At 71.8% G+C, this 15,311-nt stretch carries 14 protein-coding genes; 5 read left to right on the top strand and 9 right to left on the bottom strand.

The genetic code is table 11. From position 1 onward, the window contains the following. Positions 1-23 precede the first annotated feature (23 nt). Entirely contained in the window at positions 24-557 is a 534-nt protein-coding gene (locus tag IE311_RS32130; protein ID WP_189835386.1) for a GNAT family N-acetyltransferase, read from the top strand. On the opposite strand, the gene IE311_RS32125 is transcribed toward IE311_RS32130, so the two are convergent. Further along, a complete protein-coding gene (locus IE311_RS32125) occupies positions 541-1,305 on the bottom strand; it encodes a TetR/AcrR family transcriptional regulator (RefSeq protein ID WP_189835385.1) in 765 nt (254 codons plus the stop codon). The two genes, IE311_RS32130 and IE311_RS32125, sit on opposite strands and share 17 nt — an antisense overlap. A 196-nt stretch (positions 1,306-1,501) precedes the next feature. On the opposite strand from IE311_RS32125, the gene IE311_RS32120 reads away from it, so the two are divergent. Further along, complete coding sequence (locus tag IE311_RS32120; protein WP_189835384.1) at positions 1,502-2,731, top strand: saccharopine dehydrogenase family protein; 1,230 nt, start codon at positions 1,502-1,504, stop codon at positions 2,729-2,731. Between the two features lie 151 nt (positions 2,732-2,882). On the opposite strand, the gene IE311_RS32115 is transcribed toward IE311_RS32120, so the two are convergent. The 4 genes from IE311_RS32115 to IE311_RS32100 all read right to left on the bottom strand — a co-directional run bounded on the left by IE311_RS32115 (position 2,883) and on the right by IE311_RS32100 (position 6,574). Next, positions 2,883-3,323 carry a hypothetical protein gene (locus IE311_RS32115; RefSeq protein ID WP_189835383.1) on the bottom strand — a complete coding sequence of 147 codons (441 nt, stop codon included), beginning with the start codon at positions 3,321-3,323 and terminating at the stop codon, positions 2,883-2,885. After that, positions 3,320-4,789 carry an APC family permease gene (locus IE311_RS32110; RefSeq protein ID WP_189835382.1) on the bottom strand — a complete coding sequence of 490 codons (1,470 nt, stop codon included), beginning with the start codon at positions 4,787-4,789 and terminating at the stop codon, positions 3,320-3,322. The genes IE311_RS32115 and IE311_RS32110 overlap by 4 nt, the downstream gene beginning before the upstream one ends. A gap of 271 nt (positions 4,790-5,060) precedes the next feature. Beyond that, positions 5,061-5,792 (bottom strand): hypothetical protein, encoded by a 732-nt coding sequence (locus tag IE311_RS32105; RefSeq protein WP_189835381.1) that lies wholly within the window; start codon positions 5,790-5,792, stop codon positions 5,061-5,063. A gap of 386 nt (positions 5,793-6,178) precedes the next feature. Continuing rightward, entirely contained in the window at positions 6,179-6,574 is a 396-nt protein-coding gene (locus tag IE311_RS32100; RefSeq protein ID WP_189835380.1) for a VOC family protein, read from the bottom strand. 363 nt (positions 6,575-6,937) lie between these two features. Between IE311_RS32100 and IE311_RS32095 the strand changes: the two genes are divergently transcribed. From IE311_RS32095 to IE311_RS32085, 3 genes are all read left to right on the top strand, one after another. Continuing rightward, the gene (locus tag IE311_RS32095; RefSeq protein ID WP_373314017.1) at positions 6,938-9,298 is read left to right on the top strand and encodes a collagenase; all 2,361 of its coding nucleotides are present in this window, start codon (positions 6,938-6,940) and stop codon (positions 9,296-9,298) included. A gap of 115 nt (positions 9,299-9,413) precedes the next feature. Next, a complete protein-coding gene (locus tag IE311_RS32090; RefSeq protein WP_189835378.1) occupies positions 9,414-10,400 on the top strand; it encodes a proline racemase family protein in 987 nt (328 codons plus the stop codon). Next, positions 10,397-11,332: an ornithine cyclodeaminase family protein gene (locus IE311_RS32085; protein ID WP_229902297.1), complete on the top strand. Its 936-nt coding sequence runs from the start codon at positions 10,397-10,399 to the stop codon at positions 11,330-11,332. The genes IE311_RS32090 and IE311_RS32085 overlap by 4 nt, the downstream gene beginning before the upstream one ends. 58 nt (positions 11,333-11,390) lie before the next feature. Here the strand turns inward: IE311_RS32085 and IE311_RS32080 are convergent, their stop codons facing one another. Genes IE311_RS32080 through IE311_RS32065 form a run of 4 tightly spaced genes read right to left on the bottom strand, consistent with a single transcriptional unit; the run spans position 11,391 to position 15,311 of the window. Continuing rightward, entirely contained in the window at positions 11,391-12,371 is a 981-nt protein-coding gene (locus IE311_RS32080) for an ABC transporter ATP-binding protein (RefSeq protein ID WP_189835377.1), read from the bottom strand. Beyond that, a complete protein-coding gene (locus IE311_RS32075) occupies positions 12,368-13,372 on the bottom strand; it encodes an ABC transporter ATP-binding protein (RefSeq protein ID WP_189835376.1) in 1,005 nt (334 codons plus the stop codon). The genes IE311_RS32080 and IE311_RS32075 overlap by 4 nt, the downstream gene beginning before the upstream one ends. Continuing rightward, a complete protein-coding gene (locus IE311_RS32070) occupies positions 13,372-14,358 on the bottom strand; it encodes an ABC transporter permease (RefSeq protein WP_189835375.1) in 987 nt (328 codons plus the stop codon). Before IE311_RS32070 ends, IE311_RS32075 begins: the two co-directional genes overlap by 1 nt. Continuing rightward, on the bottom strand, positions 14,355-15,311 hold the full coding sequence (locus IE311_RS32065) for an ABC transporter permease (RefSeq protein WP_189835374.1): 957 nt from the start codon (positions 15,309-15,311) through the stop codon (positions 14,355-14,357). The genes IE311_RS32070 and IE311_RS32065 overlap by 4 nt, the downstream gene beginning before the upstream one ends.

Genomic DNA, 15,311 nt, shown 5'->3' with positions numbered 1-15,311 from the left:
GACAGCGAGAACTGGGACACCGCATGCACACGAGCACCGCGACCGGGACGGAACTGCCGGACGCCGGAGGGCGATTGCGCCCCGCGACCGCCGGGGACGCCGATTTCCTGACGGCCATGCTGCTGGAGGCGTTCAACTGGGACGGGCCGCGCACCACCCTGGAGGAGCTGCTGCGGATCCCGAGCATCGCGCACTACATCACCGGCTGGCCCCTCCCCGGGGACTTCGGCGTGGTGGCCGAGGACGGCACGGGCAGGCCCGTGGGCGCAGTCTGGGCGAGGAGGTTCCCTGCGACCGACCCGGGCTACGGCCACGTCGACCCGACGGTGCCGGAGCTGACCCTCGGCGTCCTGCCGGACCACCGGGGACGCGGCATCGGGAGCGCCCTGCTGGACGCGGTGGTGGACCTGGCGGCCCGTTCGGGCGTGGACCGGCTGAGTCTCAGCGTCGAGGACGGCAACCACGCCGCCCGCCTGTATGCCTCCCGGGGTTTCGTCACGGTGGGACGCGAGGGGGAGTCGGACACGATGCTGCTCCGGCTCACCGCCGCCGGGTGAACGACGCTCCGGGCTCCGCGGGGGAGGAGGCGGCGGAAGGCCGCTCCCGAGGGTGTTCCAGCCGGGCCGCCGTGTGCTCCAGGAGCATCTCCAGGACCGCCGGATAGGCGCTGTGCGGCATCCGCCGCGCCAGATGACCGGCCGTGGCCGCGATGTGGGGATGCGACGCGGCGGGCAGGCGCGCGTACGTCGACTGCCACATCGCCTCGTCCTCGGCGCGGGCCTGGTCCGTCAGGGCGAGCGAGCCCGCGTCCAGGGCGGCGAAGGCGAGGCTCTGGTCGATGAACGCGTGGTACGTGCGGACCGCCTCCGGATCGGCCAGACCGGTGCCCCGCAGGATGCCGAGGACGGTCTCGTCCACCGCGATCTCGCGCGGCCGGCCGCTCACCCGGCTCGCCGTGAGCACGGCTGCCTGCGGGTGCGCGAGATACGAGGCGTGGATGGCCAGGCCGAGGGCGCGCAGGTCCACCCGCCAGTCCCCGGTCGCCTCCCAGCCGTCGAGCGCCCGCCCCATCAGCTCGTCGCCGATGGCGCGCGTCAGATCGTCCATGCCGGCGAAGTACCGGTAGAGGGTGCTGGGGTCGGCGCCCAGCGCCGTGCCCAGACGGCGGGCCGTCAACCCGGTGCTTCCGTGCTCCCGCAGCACCCTCAGGGCCGCCCGCACGAAGTGTTCCTCGGACAGCACGGTGCCGCCCTGCGTGGGCCGCCGCCGACGGCGCGCCCCCTCCGGGACCACCTGCTTCGCCACGACACCCCTCTCCGTACGGTCGCATTCCGATGCCATTCCGGGTGAATCCGGTGACGACCGGTCGTGCTCCGCCCGCCTGCGCACGGGGCCGTCGGCGCGACACGCCTTATGCCAACGCCATTGACCTTAACCCCCGCCGTCCCGTTGCATCAGCCCTGCCCGGAGGCGTCCGCCTCCCGCAAGGAAGGTGAAAGACGTGCGAGTACTTCTCGTGGGCGCAGGCGGCGTCGGAACCGCTGTCACCCGTATCGCGGCCCGCAGGGACTTCCTCGGCCACATGGTGGTCGCCGACTACGACCCCGCCCGGGCCGAGGCCGCCGTCGCGGCACTGGGGGAGCGCGGCGGACGTTTCAGCGCGCTGCGGCTGGACGCCTCCGACGAGCAGGCGGTACGGCGGGTCCTCAGCGAGCAGAACTGCGACGTGCTGCTCAACGCCACCGACCCGCGGTTCGTGATGCCCCTCTTCCGCGCCGCCCTGGAGGCGGGCGTCCACTACCTGGACATGGCCATGTCCCTGTCGGCGCCCCACCCGGAGGCCCCGTACGAGGAATGCGGCGTGAAGCTCGGCGACGAGCAGTTCGCGCTGGCCGACCAGTGGGAGAAGAGCGGCAGGCTGGCCCTGGTCGGCATGGGCGTCGAGCCCGGCATGTCCGATGTGTTCGCCCGCTACGCCGCCGACGAGCTCTTCGACGAGATCGAGGAGATCGGCATCCGTGACGGAGCGAACCTGACCGTCGAGGGCTACGACTTCGCCCCGTCCTTCAGCATCTGGACGACCATCGAGGAATGCCTCAATCCGCCCGTGGTCTACGAGAGGGACCGGGGCTGGTTCACCACCGCGCCGTTCAGCGAGCCCGAGGTCTTCGACTTCCCCGAGGGCATCGGGCCGGTGGAGTGCGTGAACGTCGAGCACGAGGAGGTGCTGCTGGTCCCGCGCTGGGTGGACGCGCGCCGCGTGACCTTCAAGTACGGCCTCGGCGACGACTTCATCGCCAAGCTCAAGACGCTCCACGAGCTGGGCCTGGACTCCACAGCCGAGGTGACCGTGCCGGGCAGGGACGGGCCGGTACGCGTCTCCCCGCGCGACGTCGTCGCGGCCTGCCTCCCCGACCCCGCCACCCTCGGGGACCGCATGACCGGCAAGACGTGCGCCGGCACCTGGGTGAAGGGGACGAAGGACGGCGCGCCGCGCGAGGCGTACCTCTACCACGTGGTCGACAACCAGTGGTCCATGCGCGAGTACGGCTCCCAGGCCGTCGTCTGGCAGACGGCCCTCAACCCCGTCGTGGCCCTCGAACTCCTGGCCTCCGGCGCCTGGGCCGGGCAGGGCGTCCTCGGCCCGGAGGCCCTGCCGCCGCGTCCCTTCCTCGATCTGCTGAACGCGTACGGATCCCCGTGGGGACTGCGCGACGGGGCCGGTCGGTGATGTACCGGTCGGTCTCGAGGTACTCCAGGGTGTTCCCGGGCCGGAACGGCCGGCGGACGGTCCGGTGGCGAGACGGCACGGCTGCCGCTCGCGGACGCGGACGGCAGCCGTGCCGTACTGCTCCTGGGGGCTCAGCGGCCGGCGGGGCCGGTCACCTCCTGACCGTGTCGTCGGTCTTGAGCTCGTCGACGGCCTCGTCGAAGTCGTCGACCTTCTCGGGGCAGTAGACCTGGAGCACGATCCGCTCGGCCCCGATCGCCTTGGTGTCCGCGATGATGGGGCGCATACCGGGGCCGGTGGCGCCGTTCGTGAGCTGCTGGATGCGCTGGAGCGCCGTGGTCAGGGCGCTGCCGGGGTCCTCGCAGACGGCGCCGCCGTCCGTGCCGAGCACGTACTCGACGGTCTCCGTGTCGGGGGCGGGGTAGCCGGCCGCCACCAGGTCCTCGCTGAGCTGGTTGGCCTTGGCGGCGGTCTGGGTGTCCCGCTTCACGGTGCTGTACTTGATGAGGCCGGCGATCGCCATGCCGACCAGGATCACGATCGCGCCGATGTAGATCCACTTGTGCTCGGAGGCGAAACGGGTGGGGCTCATGACGGGCCTCCGGTGGACTCGGCCGCCGCAGTGCGCCAGGAGGGCTTGCGGAACTTGAGGAAGGCCCACGGGATGAGCAGGCCGAGGACGGTGAGGCCGCCGCCGATCATGAGGACGTACGACCAGACGCTGCCGGTCCCGAACTGGGACGGCGGGACGAAGCCGATCGCGAGCGCCGCGAGCGAGGACAGCAGTCCGACCGTGCACACCAGCCCGATGGCGGGTACCCGGTAGCCGCGCGGGTGGTCCGGCTGGCTCTTCCGCAGCCGCATCGCTGCGGCGAACATCAGCAGGTAGACGATCAGATACACCTGGGTGGTGATCGTCGAGAAGATCCAGTAGACGCTCGACACGTTGGGGATGAACGCGTACATCAGAGCGATCACGGAGGTGACGACACCCTGTGTGACCAGGATGTTCTGCTGGATCCCGTACTTGTTGAGCTTCTGCAGGAACGGCGGCAGGTAGCCCTCGCTGCGGGAGATCTCCAGGAGGCCCTTGGACGGGCCGGCCAGCCAGGTCAGCATGCCGCCGAGGGAGGCGGAGATCAGCATGACGGCGGCGATCGGGGTCATCCAGCCGACGCCGAAGTACGAGAAGAACGCGTCGAAGGCCTGCATCACACCGGCCGTGAGGCTCAACTGGTCGGCAGGAACCACCCAGCTGATGGCGAGCGCGGGCAGGATGAAGATCAGCAGCACGAGGCCCACGGCCATGAACATCGACTTCGGGTACTCCTTCGCCGGGTCCTTCAGCGAGGAGACGTGCACCGCGTTCATCTCCATCCCGGAGTACGAGAGGAAGTTGTTGACGATCAGGACGAGGCTGGCGAGGCCCGTCCACTGGGGCAGCAGGTGACTGCTGTCCATGGGCGCGGCCGAGGGGTTGCCCTGGCCCAGGAAGACCATGCCGAGCACGACGAGAACCGTGCCGGGGATGAGCGTCCCGATGATCAGACCCCAGCTGGCGAGCCCGGCGAGCGCCTTCGTGCCCCGGGAGGAGACCCAGACGCCCGTCCAGTACAGCACCATGATGACGATGGCGGTGTAGAGGCCGTTCGAGGCGAGGGCCGGGTCGATGATGTAGGCGATGGTGGAGGCCACGAACGCCAGCAGACTCGGGTAGTAGAAGATCGTCATGGCGAACTGGCACCAGACCGCGAGGAACCCCAGCGGCTTGGAGAGCCCCTCGGCCACCCAGCGGTAGACGCCTCCCGACCAGCCCGAGGCGAGCTCCGCCGACACCAGCGCCGTCGGCAGCAGGAACACGATGGCCGGGACGAGGTAGAGGAAGACGCAGGCGAGGCCGTAGACGGCCATGGTGGGAGCGGCCCGGAGGCTGGCGACCGACGAGGTCGTCATCAGGGCCAGCGTGACCCAGGTCAGGGTCGGAGTGGCGGCCGACCCGGCCCGTGCCGCGGCGGACGGCTGTTTCGGAAGATCCGCTGGTACGTCCATGGAACTCATTCGGAGACCCTCCCTTGAAGGGTGAAGGCGATGAGTCCAGGTTTCGGGTACGACGTACCACGCGCACCACGGGTCGGCCATGAGAGTGACCGCGGGACACCGAACGCCGGTGCCGGGGATGCGGTCCGTGTGGCCGTGACGTCTACTGGGGCGCACCGGCCGTCGCCTCCGGCCGTCGCCTCCGGCCGTCGCCTCCGGCCGTCGCCTCCGGCCGTCGCCTCCGGTCCCGGCCGGTGCGCGTCCCGGTCGTACGGTCTCCTTCGCGGGGCGGCTAGCGGATCGCCCCGCCTCCCAACTTGGCGATGTCCAGCGATCCCTTGGAGTTGAGCACCTTGCCGTCGCACTCCGGCAGGTCGCCCGTCACCTTGGCGACGGTCGTGGTGGGGACGTAACCGACGGGCTTGTCACCCTTGTCCGTGAGGTGCTTGACGAAGTTGCCGTCGTGCCCCGTTCCCAGGGCCAGCGTCCTGCTGCCGAGCAGCACGCCGTACCAGCGTGTGGTGATTCCCTGCCCCTTGTCGACGTCGTCGCCCACGCACACCACGGACAGTTCCTCGCCCCGGGCCGGATGGCAGCCGGGCTTGGCCTGGTTGCACAGATCGAAGTTGTCCTTCACCTCGACCTGCTCGCAACCGCTGTCGGAATCCCCCGGACAGGAGACCGGGTAGATGTTCAGCGGCTTCGCGGTCTTCCGGGGGGCGTCGGAAATCGTCACCCACGCGGCGGTGAGGGTCGTCTTCCTCGTGGGCGGCGTCGCGCAGGGATCGAGGGCGACGGTTCCGCCGAACCCTTCGTCCGGGACCCCTCCCTCCTCGATCTTCTCGGCACAGTCCTTCGAACCCGCGCCGCCGGAGCCGCCCGCGTCGCCCGTGCTGCGGGAGCCGTTCGGGGCGCCGGACCCGGTGGTCGTGCCGCCCTCGTCGGCGGGGGAGCCGCAGGCGGTGAGGCTCGACGCCAGGGCGACGGCCGCGAGGGTGGTGAGGATACGAATCCTGGTCGGCACCGGAAGTGCTCCCTGTCTCTTGGGCTGGTGAGGTGTCCTGCGGCTCTTCGGCAAGCTGCCGGCCCGGTGGCGTCCTGTCGCCCATGGGCGGCGGCGATCCTGCTCGGCAGAGCGTCGGCCCCGGCCACCCTGGCGGATCCCGGACACGGGAGACATCCGTGAAGTCACGTAATCGGATACGTATGAGCGTCACGCGGCGGCCGCCCCCCCACGGCCTTGGCGTTGCGCGGCCGGGCCGCGGAGCACGAACACGCCTTCCCCACGGGCCCGTCCGGGCGACCGTCCCCGCCGGCCTGCCCGGACACGGGGATCGCACGGCAGAACGCGGACCGCCCGGGGACCTCGCCGACGCCGTGATCAACCGTCAGCCTGCCCTCGGTCCACCCTCAGTCCAGGCAGAACTCGTTTCCCTCCGGGTCGGTCATCATGATGAGACCCTCGTTCACGCCGTCGGACTCGAGCCGGTACTGCCGCTTCGCGCCCAGCGCCCCCAGCCTGGTGGCCTCCAGCTCCAGCGTGGCCATCCGCTCGTCCCCGGTCTGGCCGGGTGCCGCGCGCACGTCGAGGTGCAGGCGGTTCTTCACCGTCTTGCCCTCCGGGATCCTCTGGAAGTACATCCGCGGACCCTTGCCGTCCGGATCCGTGATGGCCGCCCAGTCGGCGGGCTGTCCGTCGGATCCCTCGGGCCGCGGCGGGAGGTGGTATCCCAGCGCCTGGGCCCAGAACTCCGCCTGCGCGCGCGGATCGGCGCAGTCGTACGTCACCTGGAATTCCTTGGCCATGCCGCCTCCGAAGCTCGTAAGTTCCCCTGTCGTCGCTCCGGTTGCTCCGGAACGCGTCGACATCCTCGCACCGCGCCCGGACGATCCGCTCGCCGATTTCTCGCGGGTGCGGGTGCGGGCGCCGGTGTGGGTGTGGGTGTGGGTACGAGGGGCCGGGCTCCGGCCGGGATCGCGCAGCCGTCGGTGAACCTCCGGTAACTGGTGGGCGCACAGGGGTTGTCAGTGCAATTTCACATTACTATGTTACACCGCACACGGTCCGACGATCCTTCGTCAACCGCCGTGCGCACCACAACAGTTCTCGTCAGACCCCACTGACGTTCCCCCACCACTCATGGAGTTCTGTTGTCCATCCACCGACGCGTGCGTTCGTCCCTCCTCACCTCCGCCATCGCGGTGACCCTCCTGGCCTCCACCGGCCAGACCGGGGCCTCGGCGGCCGACACGGACGCCCGCGCCACCGCTGCCCCCGCCTCCTCGACCGGCGTCCCCACCGGTGCTCCCGCCCCGCGGGCCGAGACCGGGCACGGAACCAATCCCTTCGACGAGGTGGAGCGCCTCGCCACCGCTCCCCGCCAGACCTTCGGGCCCGCGCCCGCTCCCGGAGGCCTCGCCACCGGGCGCGTCCCCGGCCGCGCCCCGGTCGCCGCCTCCGCCGCACGGACCTTCGCCGCCGCCACCCCGACGACCGCCGCGGGCGTCCCCTGCACGCTGGACGGGATCACCGGGCTCGGCCCCGAGCAGTTCGCCGACTTCCTCGCCGACCCGGCGGTCCTCGCCGACGACTGTCTGCGCGGACTCGTCTGGACCTGGGACGCCCGGCTCGTCCCCGTCATGTCCGACGCCCACGTCCAGGCCGTCGCCCGCCGCATATCCGGCCTGGCCGCCGCCCACGACGGACGCAACTCCTCGCACCTGGAGGAGATGTTCACCTACCTGCACGCCGTCGCCTACCACGACTACTCCCGCGGCGAGATCGACATCACCGACGCGCCCACCGTGAACGCGATCCGCCAGGCCGTCGCCGACTTCGGCAACGCCGCCCGTACCTTCGACGTCACGAAGAACAACGCCAACACCCTGCGCGAAGCCCTCTACGCGGCCAGCGCCCCCGGACTGCGCCAGCATCAGCTCGGACTGATCAAGCGGGTCCTCGCCACCATGGACCCCTCGCACCCCGCCACCCACCTCGACACGGCCTGGGCGGGGGCCGCGCTCGCCGGGCTCTCCGTCAATTACCTGGGCGTCTACCCCGGCAACCAGGACGCCGCCTTCCACGCCGCGGCCGCCGCCGACCCGGCGTACCGCGCCGTCTTCAAGGCCTTCGCCGGCTACGGCCACCTGAAGGGCACCGCCAACGACTGGGTCGCCCGCGACGCCCTGAGCGAGTACGGCCGCTTCGGCGAGATCGGCAGCCTCCGGACGGAGATCACCGCCGGACTCGGCGGAGCGCTCGGCACGACCGTCAGCACCTTCGGCCGCGGCAGCCAGCAGTGGGCCAAGGTCGTCTCCTGGCTCAACTACCTCGACGCGTGCAAGCCGTACGGCGTGTGCAAGGCGGACATCGAGGCGCAGATCTTCCCGTACACGTACACCTACGACAACGGCGCGATCAAGGTCCGCACCGGGCTCGACCGGGCCACCGTCGACCAGCTCTACTACGCGAGCAAGCAGGTCAAGGCCCAGTTCCACCGGGTGCTCGGCACCGAGCAGCCGCTCGCCGGCGACCCCAACACCACGCTGAACATCGTCCTGTACGGCTCGCGGGCCGACTACGAGAACTACCACCCCATCCTGACCGGGATGGACACCAACAACGGCGGCATCTACATCGAGCGCGGCGCCACCTTCTACACCTACCAGCGCCGGGTCCCGCAGGACTCGTCGCTGACGCTCGAAGAGCTCTTCCGCCACGAGTACACCCACTACCTCAACGGCCGCTACGCCGTCCCCGGCTTCTTCGGCGAGGGCCCCTGGTACCAGGGCGACCGCACCACCTTCATGGACGAGGGCACCGCCGAGTTCTTCGACGGCGCCACCCGCGACGACGGCATCAAGGTCCGCAAGTCCCTGGTCCGCGGCATCATCAACGACACGGCCGGCGGCGGCCCCCGGATGAACCTCCGGCAGATCCTCAACGCCACCTACGACGGCGACGGCTTCCGCTTCTACAACTACGCAGGCACCTTCTTCGAGTTCCTCTGGAACGAGAAGCCCTCCCTGATCCGCGAGATGTACACCCACCTGCGGAACAACGACGTGGCCGCGTACGACGCCTGGCGGGTCCGTCTCGGCTCCGACAGCGGCCTCCAGAACGACTACAACCGCTTCCTCGACACCCAGATCGCACAGGTCGACCGGCTCTACGTCCCCAGCACCACGTTCACACCCAACGCCCAGCTGCGCGACGCGGCCCTGGCCACGGTGAAGTCCACCTTCGCCACCGCCACCTACAACACCCCCGACTGCGTCGAGAACGGCGAACCGGGCAAGCGCAGGTTCGTCTGCACCGGCCGGATCACCGCCAACCTGTCCGACGCCGGCAGCGCGGACCAGAACTTCAAGGACATGTCCGAGACGGTCGACTACTTCATCCTCGACCGGGCGGGAGCCGCCTCGAACAACCTGGCCGACATGAACTGCTCCTTCGGGCCGATCGACATCTGGTCCACCAGGGTCGCCGGCACGTCGAGCTTCAGCTGTGAGGGCCCCCTCCGCAGCTGACCCACCTGTCCGGTCCGGGGCCCTCCACGGGGAGGGCCCCGGACCGGCGCGCCGCCGGCGTCCGCGCCGGGGCGCCCCGCGCACACCCGAACCCCCTTCCCGGAGGCCGTACTTCGTGAGCACCACCCCGCACACGGTCCGCACCACCGACTACCACACCGCAGGCGAACCGTTCCGAATCGTCGACGAGGACCTGCCCCCCATCCCCGGCGACACCGTCGCCGAACGCCGTGCCACCGCCCTCGGACCCGGCGGATCGGGTACGGACCCCCGCCCCGGACCCCTCGACGACCTGCGCCGTCTGCTCTCCCGGGAGCCGCGCGGGCACGCGGGCATGTACGGGGGCTTCGTCGTGCCGCCCGACGACGACGGCGCCCACTTCGGCGTGCTGTTCTGGCACAAGGACGGCTACTCCACCGCCTGCGGCCACGGCACGATGGCCCTCGGCGCGTGGGCCGTCGACACGGGACGCGTCCCGGCTCCCGACGACGGCGACGTCTCCGTACGGATCGACGTGCCCTCCGGACGCGTCACCGCCGCCGTGCACCGCGCGGACGGCCGCACCACCGGTGTCACCTTCCGCAACGTCCCGAGCCGCATCGTCGCCCGCGACGTCAAGGTGACCACCACGCTCGGCACCGTCGACGTCGACCTGGCGTACTCCGGCGCCCTCTACGTCTCCGTCGCCGCCCGCGGGTTCGGCCTCGACGTCTCCCCGCCCGCCCTGCCCGAACTCGTCCGCCTCGGACGGGAGATCCGCGCCGCGCTCCCCGCCCACGACGTGTACGGCGTCATCCTGTACGAGGAGCTCCCCGACACCCCCGAAGGACTCCGGCAGCGCAACGTCACCGTCTTCGCCGACGGGCAGATCGACCGTTCCCCCTGCGGCTCGGGCACCTCCGCCCGCCTCGCCCTGCTCGGCGACGACGGACGCCTCGCCGTGGGGGACACCCTGCGGCACGAGTCCGTCGCCGGCACCGTCTTCACCGGGCGCCTCCTCGCGGAGGGGATCACCGAGGTCGGCGGAACCACCTTCCGCACCGGCACCCACGCCTTCGTCCTCGACCCGCACGACGAGCTGGGAGCGGGGTTCCTCCTGTGAGCGGGCCCCTCGTCCTCGACGCCGCGACCATGACCCGCCTCATGGGCCCGGCGGCGGTGACCGACGTCCTCGCCGAGGCCCTGAAGGCCGGAGTCGACCCCGATGCCGGGCCGGCCCGCACGGCCGTGCCCGTCCCCGCCGGTGAACTCCTCCTGATGCCCGCGGCGTTCGGTCCCTTCGCCGGCGTCAAGGTCGCCGGGGTCGCGCCCGCCAACCCGGCGCGCGGCCTGCCCCGCATCACCGGCTCCTACCTCCTGCTCGACGGAGCCGACCTCCAGCCGCTGGCCCTGCTCGACGGAGCCGCGCTCACCGAGCTGCGTACCCCGGCCGTCTCCGCCCTCGCCGTACGCCACCTCGCACCGGACGACCGGCCCCTGCGTCTCGTCCTCTTCGGGTCCGGCCCCCAGGCATACGGCCATCTGGAGGCCGTCCTCGCCGCCCGTGAGGTCGCCGAGGCCGTCGTCGTCGCGCGTCACCCGGCCGGCGGGCGCGCCCTCGCCGGATACGCGCGGACCCTCGGTGTCCTCGCCCGCACCGGCACGCCCGACGAGGTGGCCGGGGCCGACCTCGTCGTCTGCTGCACCACGGCCCGCGCACCGCTCTTCGACGGAACCCTGGTGGCGCCCGGCGCCACCGTCGTCGCCGTCGGCTCGCACGAGCCGGCCGCCCGCGAGACCGACACCGCGCTCGTGGTCCGGTCCGAGGTGTACGTCGAGGCGCGTTCCGCCGCCCTCCGGGAGGCCGGTGACCTGCTCGTCCCCCTCGCGGAGGGGGCGATCGGGGCCGAGCACGTGGCGGGCGACCTCGCCGATCTCGTGACCGGCCGCAGGCGACCGTCGGCCGGACGTCCGCGCTTCTTCAAGAGCGTGGGCATGGCCTGGGAGGACCTCGTCGTCGCCACCGCCCTGTACCGGGCGGCCGGCCGGTCCTGAACACACCGCTGCCCCGGTCCCGCGCACCTGCGGGACCGGGGCGTTCGCATGCTCGGGCTCAGGCCGGTTCGGGGAAGTGGCAGGCGACCTCGCGCCCCTCGCCGGGGACCAGCGTCCGCAGCGTCGGTGCGTCGGTCCGGCAGATCTCCCGCGCCTTGGGGCAGCGCGGGTGGAAGGTGCAGCCCGGCGGGGGAGCCGCCGGACTCGGAGGATCGCCGAGCAGGGCGATCCGCTCCCGGCTCCGCTCCGCCGCCGGATCCGGCAGCGGAACGGCCGACAGCAGCGCCCGGGTATAGGGGTGGGCCGGGGCGGCGTACACCCGTTCCTTGGCGCCGATCTCCACGATCCGCCCCAGGTACATGACGGCCACCCGGTCGCAGACGCGTTTCACCACGGAGAGGTCGTGGGCGATGAAGAGGTAGGCGAGCCCGAGTTCGCGCTGGAGACGCTCCATCAGGTTGACGATCTGAGCCTGGACGGAGACGTCGAGCGCGGAGACCGGTTCGTCGGCCACCACGAGCCGGGGGCCGGTGGCCAGCGCGCGGGCGATGCCGATGCGCTGCGCCTGGCCGCCGGAGAACTCGTGGGGGTAGCGGTCGACGTGCTCCGGGATGAGCCCGACCAGTTCCATCAGCTCCACGGCCCGCTTGCGCGCGTCGGCCGCCGAACCGCCCTGGACGAGCAGCGGGTCGGAGATGATCCGGGCCACGGTCTGCCGGGGGTTGAGGGAGGAGTGCGGGTCCTGGAAGACCATCTGCAGGTCGCGGCGCAGGGGCTTGAGCGCCCGCTGCGACAGATGGCTGATGTCCCGTCCCTCGAAGGAGACGGAGCCGGCGGTGGGTTCGAGGAGCCGCACGATGGTGCGGCCGGTGGTCGACTTGCCGCAGCCGGACTCGCCGACCAGGCCCAGGGTCTCGCCCGCCGCCACGTCGAAGCCGACGCCGTCGACGGCCCGGATCGGGGCCGAGCCCCTGCGGCGCCCGGGGAACGTCATCGAGAGGTCCCGTACGCGGAGGAGGGGAGGTGCGGTCGTGGTCATGGGGCGACGCCTTCGTACGCGGGGAAGTGGCAGGCGGCCGGGTGTCCTTCCGGGCCGCCGAGCGGCGGGCGTTCGGTCGCGCAGCGGGTCCGTTCCTCGGCGGAGCCGGCTGCGGCCCGGGGACAGCGCGGTGCGAACGCGCAGCCCGGCGCCGGTTCGAGCAGGGACGGCGGGCTGCCGGGGATCGCCCGCAGCGGGGCGTCGTCGGGGTCGTCGAGCCGGGGCAGCGAGTCGAGCAGCCCACGGGTGTAGGGGTGGGCGGCGGAGGCGAAGAGCGCGTCCACCGGAGCCTGTTCGGCGGCCCGTCCGCCGTACATGACGAGCACGTCGTGGGCCACCCGGGCGACCACCCCCAGATCGTGGGTGATCATGACCACGGAGAGGCCCCGCTGCTGCTGGAGGCGGGCGATCAGTTCCAGGATCTGGGCCTGGACGGTGACGTCCAGTGCGGTGGTGGGCTCGTCGGCGATGAGCAGGTCGGGTTCGCAGACGAGGGCCATCGCGATCATCACCCGCTGACGCATGCCGCCGGAGAACTGGTGGGGGTACTCGCCGGCCCGGCGCCGGGGTTCGGGGATGCCGACCTCGGCGAGCGCCTCGACGGCCCGCTCGCGGGCGGCGGCCCGGCGCGAGCCGAAGTGGACCCGGTGGTGCTCGGCGACCTGCTCGCCGACGGTGTAGTAGGGGTGCAGGCTGGACAGCGGGTCCTGGAAGATCATGGCCATCCGCCGGCCGCGGAGCCCGTTCAGCTCGCGGTCGGACAGACCGATCAGCTCGTGTCCGGCCAGGGTGACGGAGCCGGTGACCTCGGCGCCCGTGTGGAGTCCCATGACGGCGAGGGAGGTGACCGACTTGCCGGAGCCGGACTCGCCGACGATGCCGAGCGTCCGTCCTGGCAGCACGTCGAAGGCGAGGGAGTCGACGGCCCGGACCGGGCCGCGTCGCGTGGGGAAGGTGACCGTGAGGTCCCGTACCGACAGGAGGGGTGCGGAGTCGCCCATCAGTACCTCACTCGCGGGTCGACGACGGCGTACAGCAGGTCGACGGCCAGGTTGGCGACGACGATGAAGGTGGCGGCGAGCAGGGTCGCCCCGAGGATCACCGGCTGGTCCCCGGTCGACAGGGCGCCGTAGAAGAGCCGTCCGATGCCGGGCAGTCCGAAGATGGACTCGGTGATGACGGCGCCCGCGAGGAGCCCGCCGAGGTCCATCCCGAAGATCGTCAGGATCGGCGTCATCCCGGAGCGCAGTCCGTGCTTGACGACCACGGTGCGGCGCGGCAGGCCCTTGGCGCGGGCGGTGCGGATGTACGGCTCCGCCATGGACTCGATCATCGAGTTCCGGCTCTGCCGCGCGTACATGGCGGCGTAGAGGAGGGCGAGCGCCAGCCAGGGGAGCAGCAGGTTGGAGGCCCAGGAGAGGGGGTCGGTGCCGAAGGGGACGTACTGCGGGTAGGGCAGCAGGCCCGTGACCCGGATCAGCCCGTAGATCAGCATCACCGAGGTGAAGTAGACGGGGAGCGAGGCGGCGGCGACGGCGCCGACCATCAGGACGCGGTCGGTGAGCGTGTCCTTGCGCAGTGCCGCGGTGACGCCCGCGGAAAGTCCGAGGAGGAGCCAGAGCGCGGCGGCGCCGACGGCCAGTGACGCGGAGACCGGCAGCCGGTCGACGAGGAGGTCCCAGACGCCCTGGCTGTTCTCGTAGGAGTAGCCGAGGCAGGGGAAGTCGCACCGCAGGGCGTACTGGCCGGTGCCCAGCGTGCGGCCGGTGAAGATTCCGGTGACGAAGTCGGCGAACTGCCGCCACAGCGGGGTGTCCAGGCCCATGTTCGCGCGGATGGCCTCCAGGCGTTCGGTGCTGCACGACTTGCCGCAGGCCGCGGCGGCGGGGTCGGAGGGAAGGACGTGGAAGACGGCGAAGGTGACGGCGGCGACGGCGATCAGCACGCCGAGCACGCCGAGGAGACGGCGGCCGAGATAGAGGATCACGCGCCGCCGCCCCTCGGGTCGAGGACGTCGCGCAGCGCGTCGCCGAGCAGGGTGAAGGCGAGCACGGTGAGGAAGAGACAGACGCTCGGGACGGCGAAGTACAGGGGATCCGTCTCGTAGTAGGCGACGCTCTCGGCGATCATCTGGCCCCAGGAGGGCGTCGGCGGGCGGACTCCGACGCCCAGGTAGCTGAGGGCGGCCTCGGTGGCGATCATGCCGGGGACGATCAGGGTGGTGTACGCGACGACCGGCCCCGTGACGCCCGGCAGGATGTCGCGGACGAGGATGCGCACGGGGCCGGAGCCGCCGACGCGGGCCGCGTCGACGTACTCGCGGTGCTTGAGGGAGAGGGTCTGGCCGCGCACGATCCGGGCGATGCCCGGCCAGCCGAAGAGGCCGATGACGGCCGTCATGAGGACGATGCGGTTGACGTCGCGGGCCACCGACATCATCGCGATCATGAAGATGAGGGAGGGGAAGGACATCGTGAGGTCCATCAGCCGGGAGAGCACGGTGTCGGTGCGGCCGCCGAAGTAGCCGGCGGCGATACCGGCCGCCGTGCCCGCGACGACGACGATCGCCGTCGCGGAGAAGGCGATGAGCAGCGAGACCTGGGCGCCGTGCACGACCCGGGCGAACAGGTCGCGGCCGGTGACGGGTTCGACGCCGAGCCAGTGCTCGGCCGAGACGCCGCCGAGCGGCCCGATGGGCAGACCGCCGAGGTACGGGTCGACGGCGCTCTTGTCGAACTCGTCCGGGCCCCAGCCGCCGAGGGGCCCGATCAGCGGGGCGGCCGCGGCGAGGAGCGCGAAGAGGGCGACCACGCCGAGGGAGACGCGGGCGGCGGGGCGGCGGCGCAGCTCGGCGCGGACGAGCCGCCAGGGGCTCCGGGCGGTGGGTACGGAGGGCGGTGGGGCGCCGGTGGTCGCGGTGGGTGGCGAGGTGGTGGTCAC

The organism is Streptomyces zaomyceticus (assembly GCF_014656215.1).
GTDB classification, from domain to species: domain Bacteria; phylum Actinomycetota; class Actinomycetes; order Streptomycetales; family Streptomycetaceae; genus Streptomyces; species Streptomyces zaomyceticus.
This window is presented reverse-complemented; position numbering and strand designations above follow the sequence as displayed.

Excerpts from the sequence above, each read along its gene's own strand:
- IE311_RS32130 (WP_189835386.1), top strand. The coding sequence starts at position 24 with ATGCACACGAGCACCGCGACCGGGACGGAACTGCCGGACGCCGGAGGG.
- IE311_RS32115 (WP_189835383.1), bottom strand. The coding sequence starts at position 3,323 with ATGAGCCCCACCCGTTTCGCCTCCGAGCACAAGTGGATCTACATCGGC.
- IE311_RS32110 (WP_189835382.1), bottom strand. The coding sequence starts at position 4,789 with ATGAGTTCCATGGACGTACCAGCGGATCTTCCGAAACAGCCGTCCGCC.
- IE311_RS32100 (WP_189835380.1), bottom strand. The coding sequence starts at position 6,574 with ATGGCCAAGGAATTCCAGGTGACGTACGACTGCGCCGATCCGCGCGCG.
- IE311_RS32080 (WP_189835377.1), bottom strand. The coding sequence starts at position 12,371 with ATGACCACGACCGCACCTCCCCTCCTCCGCGTACGGGACCTCTCGATG.
- IE311_RS32075 (WP_189835376.1), bottom strand. The coding sequence starts at position 13,372 with ATGGGCGACTCCGCACCCCTCCTGTCGGTACGGGACCTCACGGTCACC.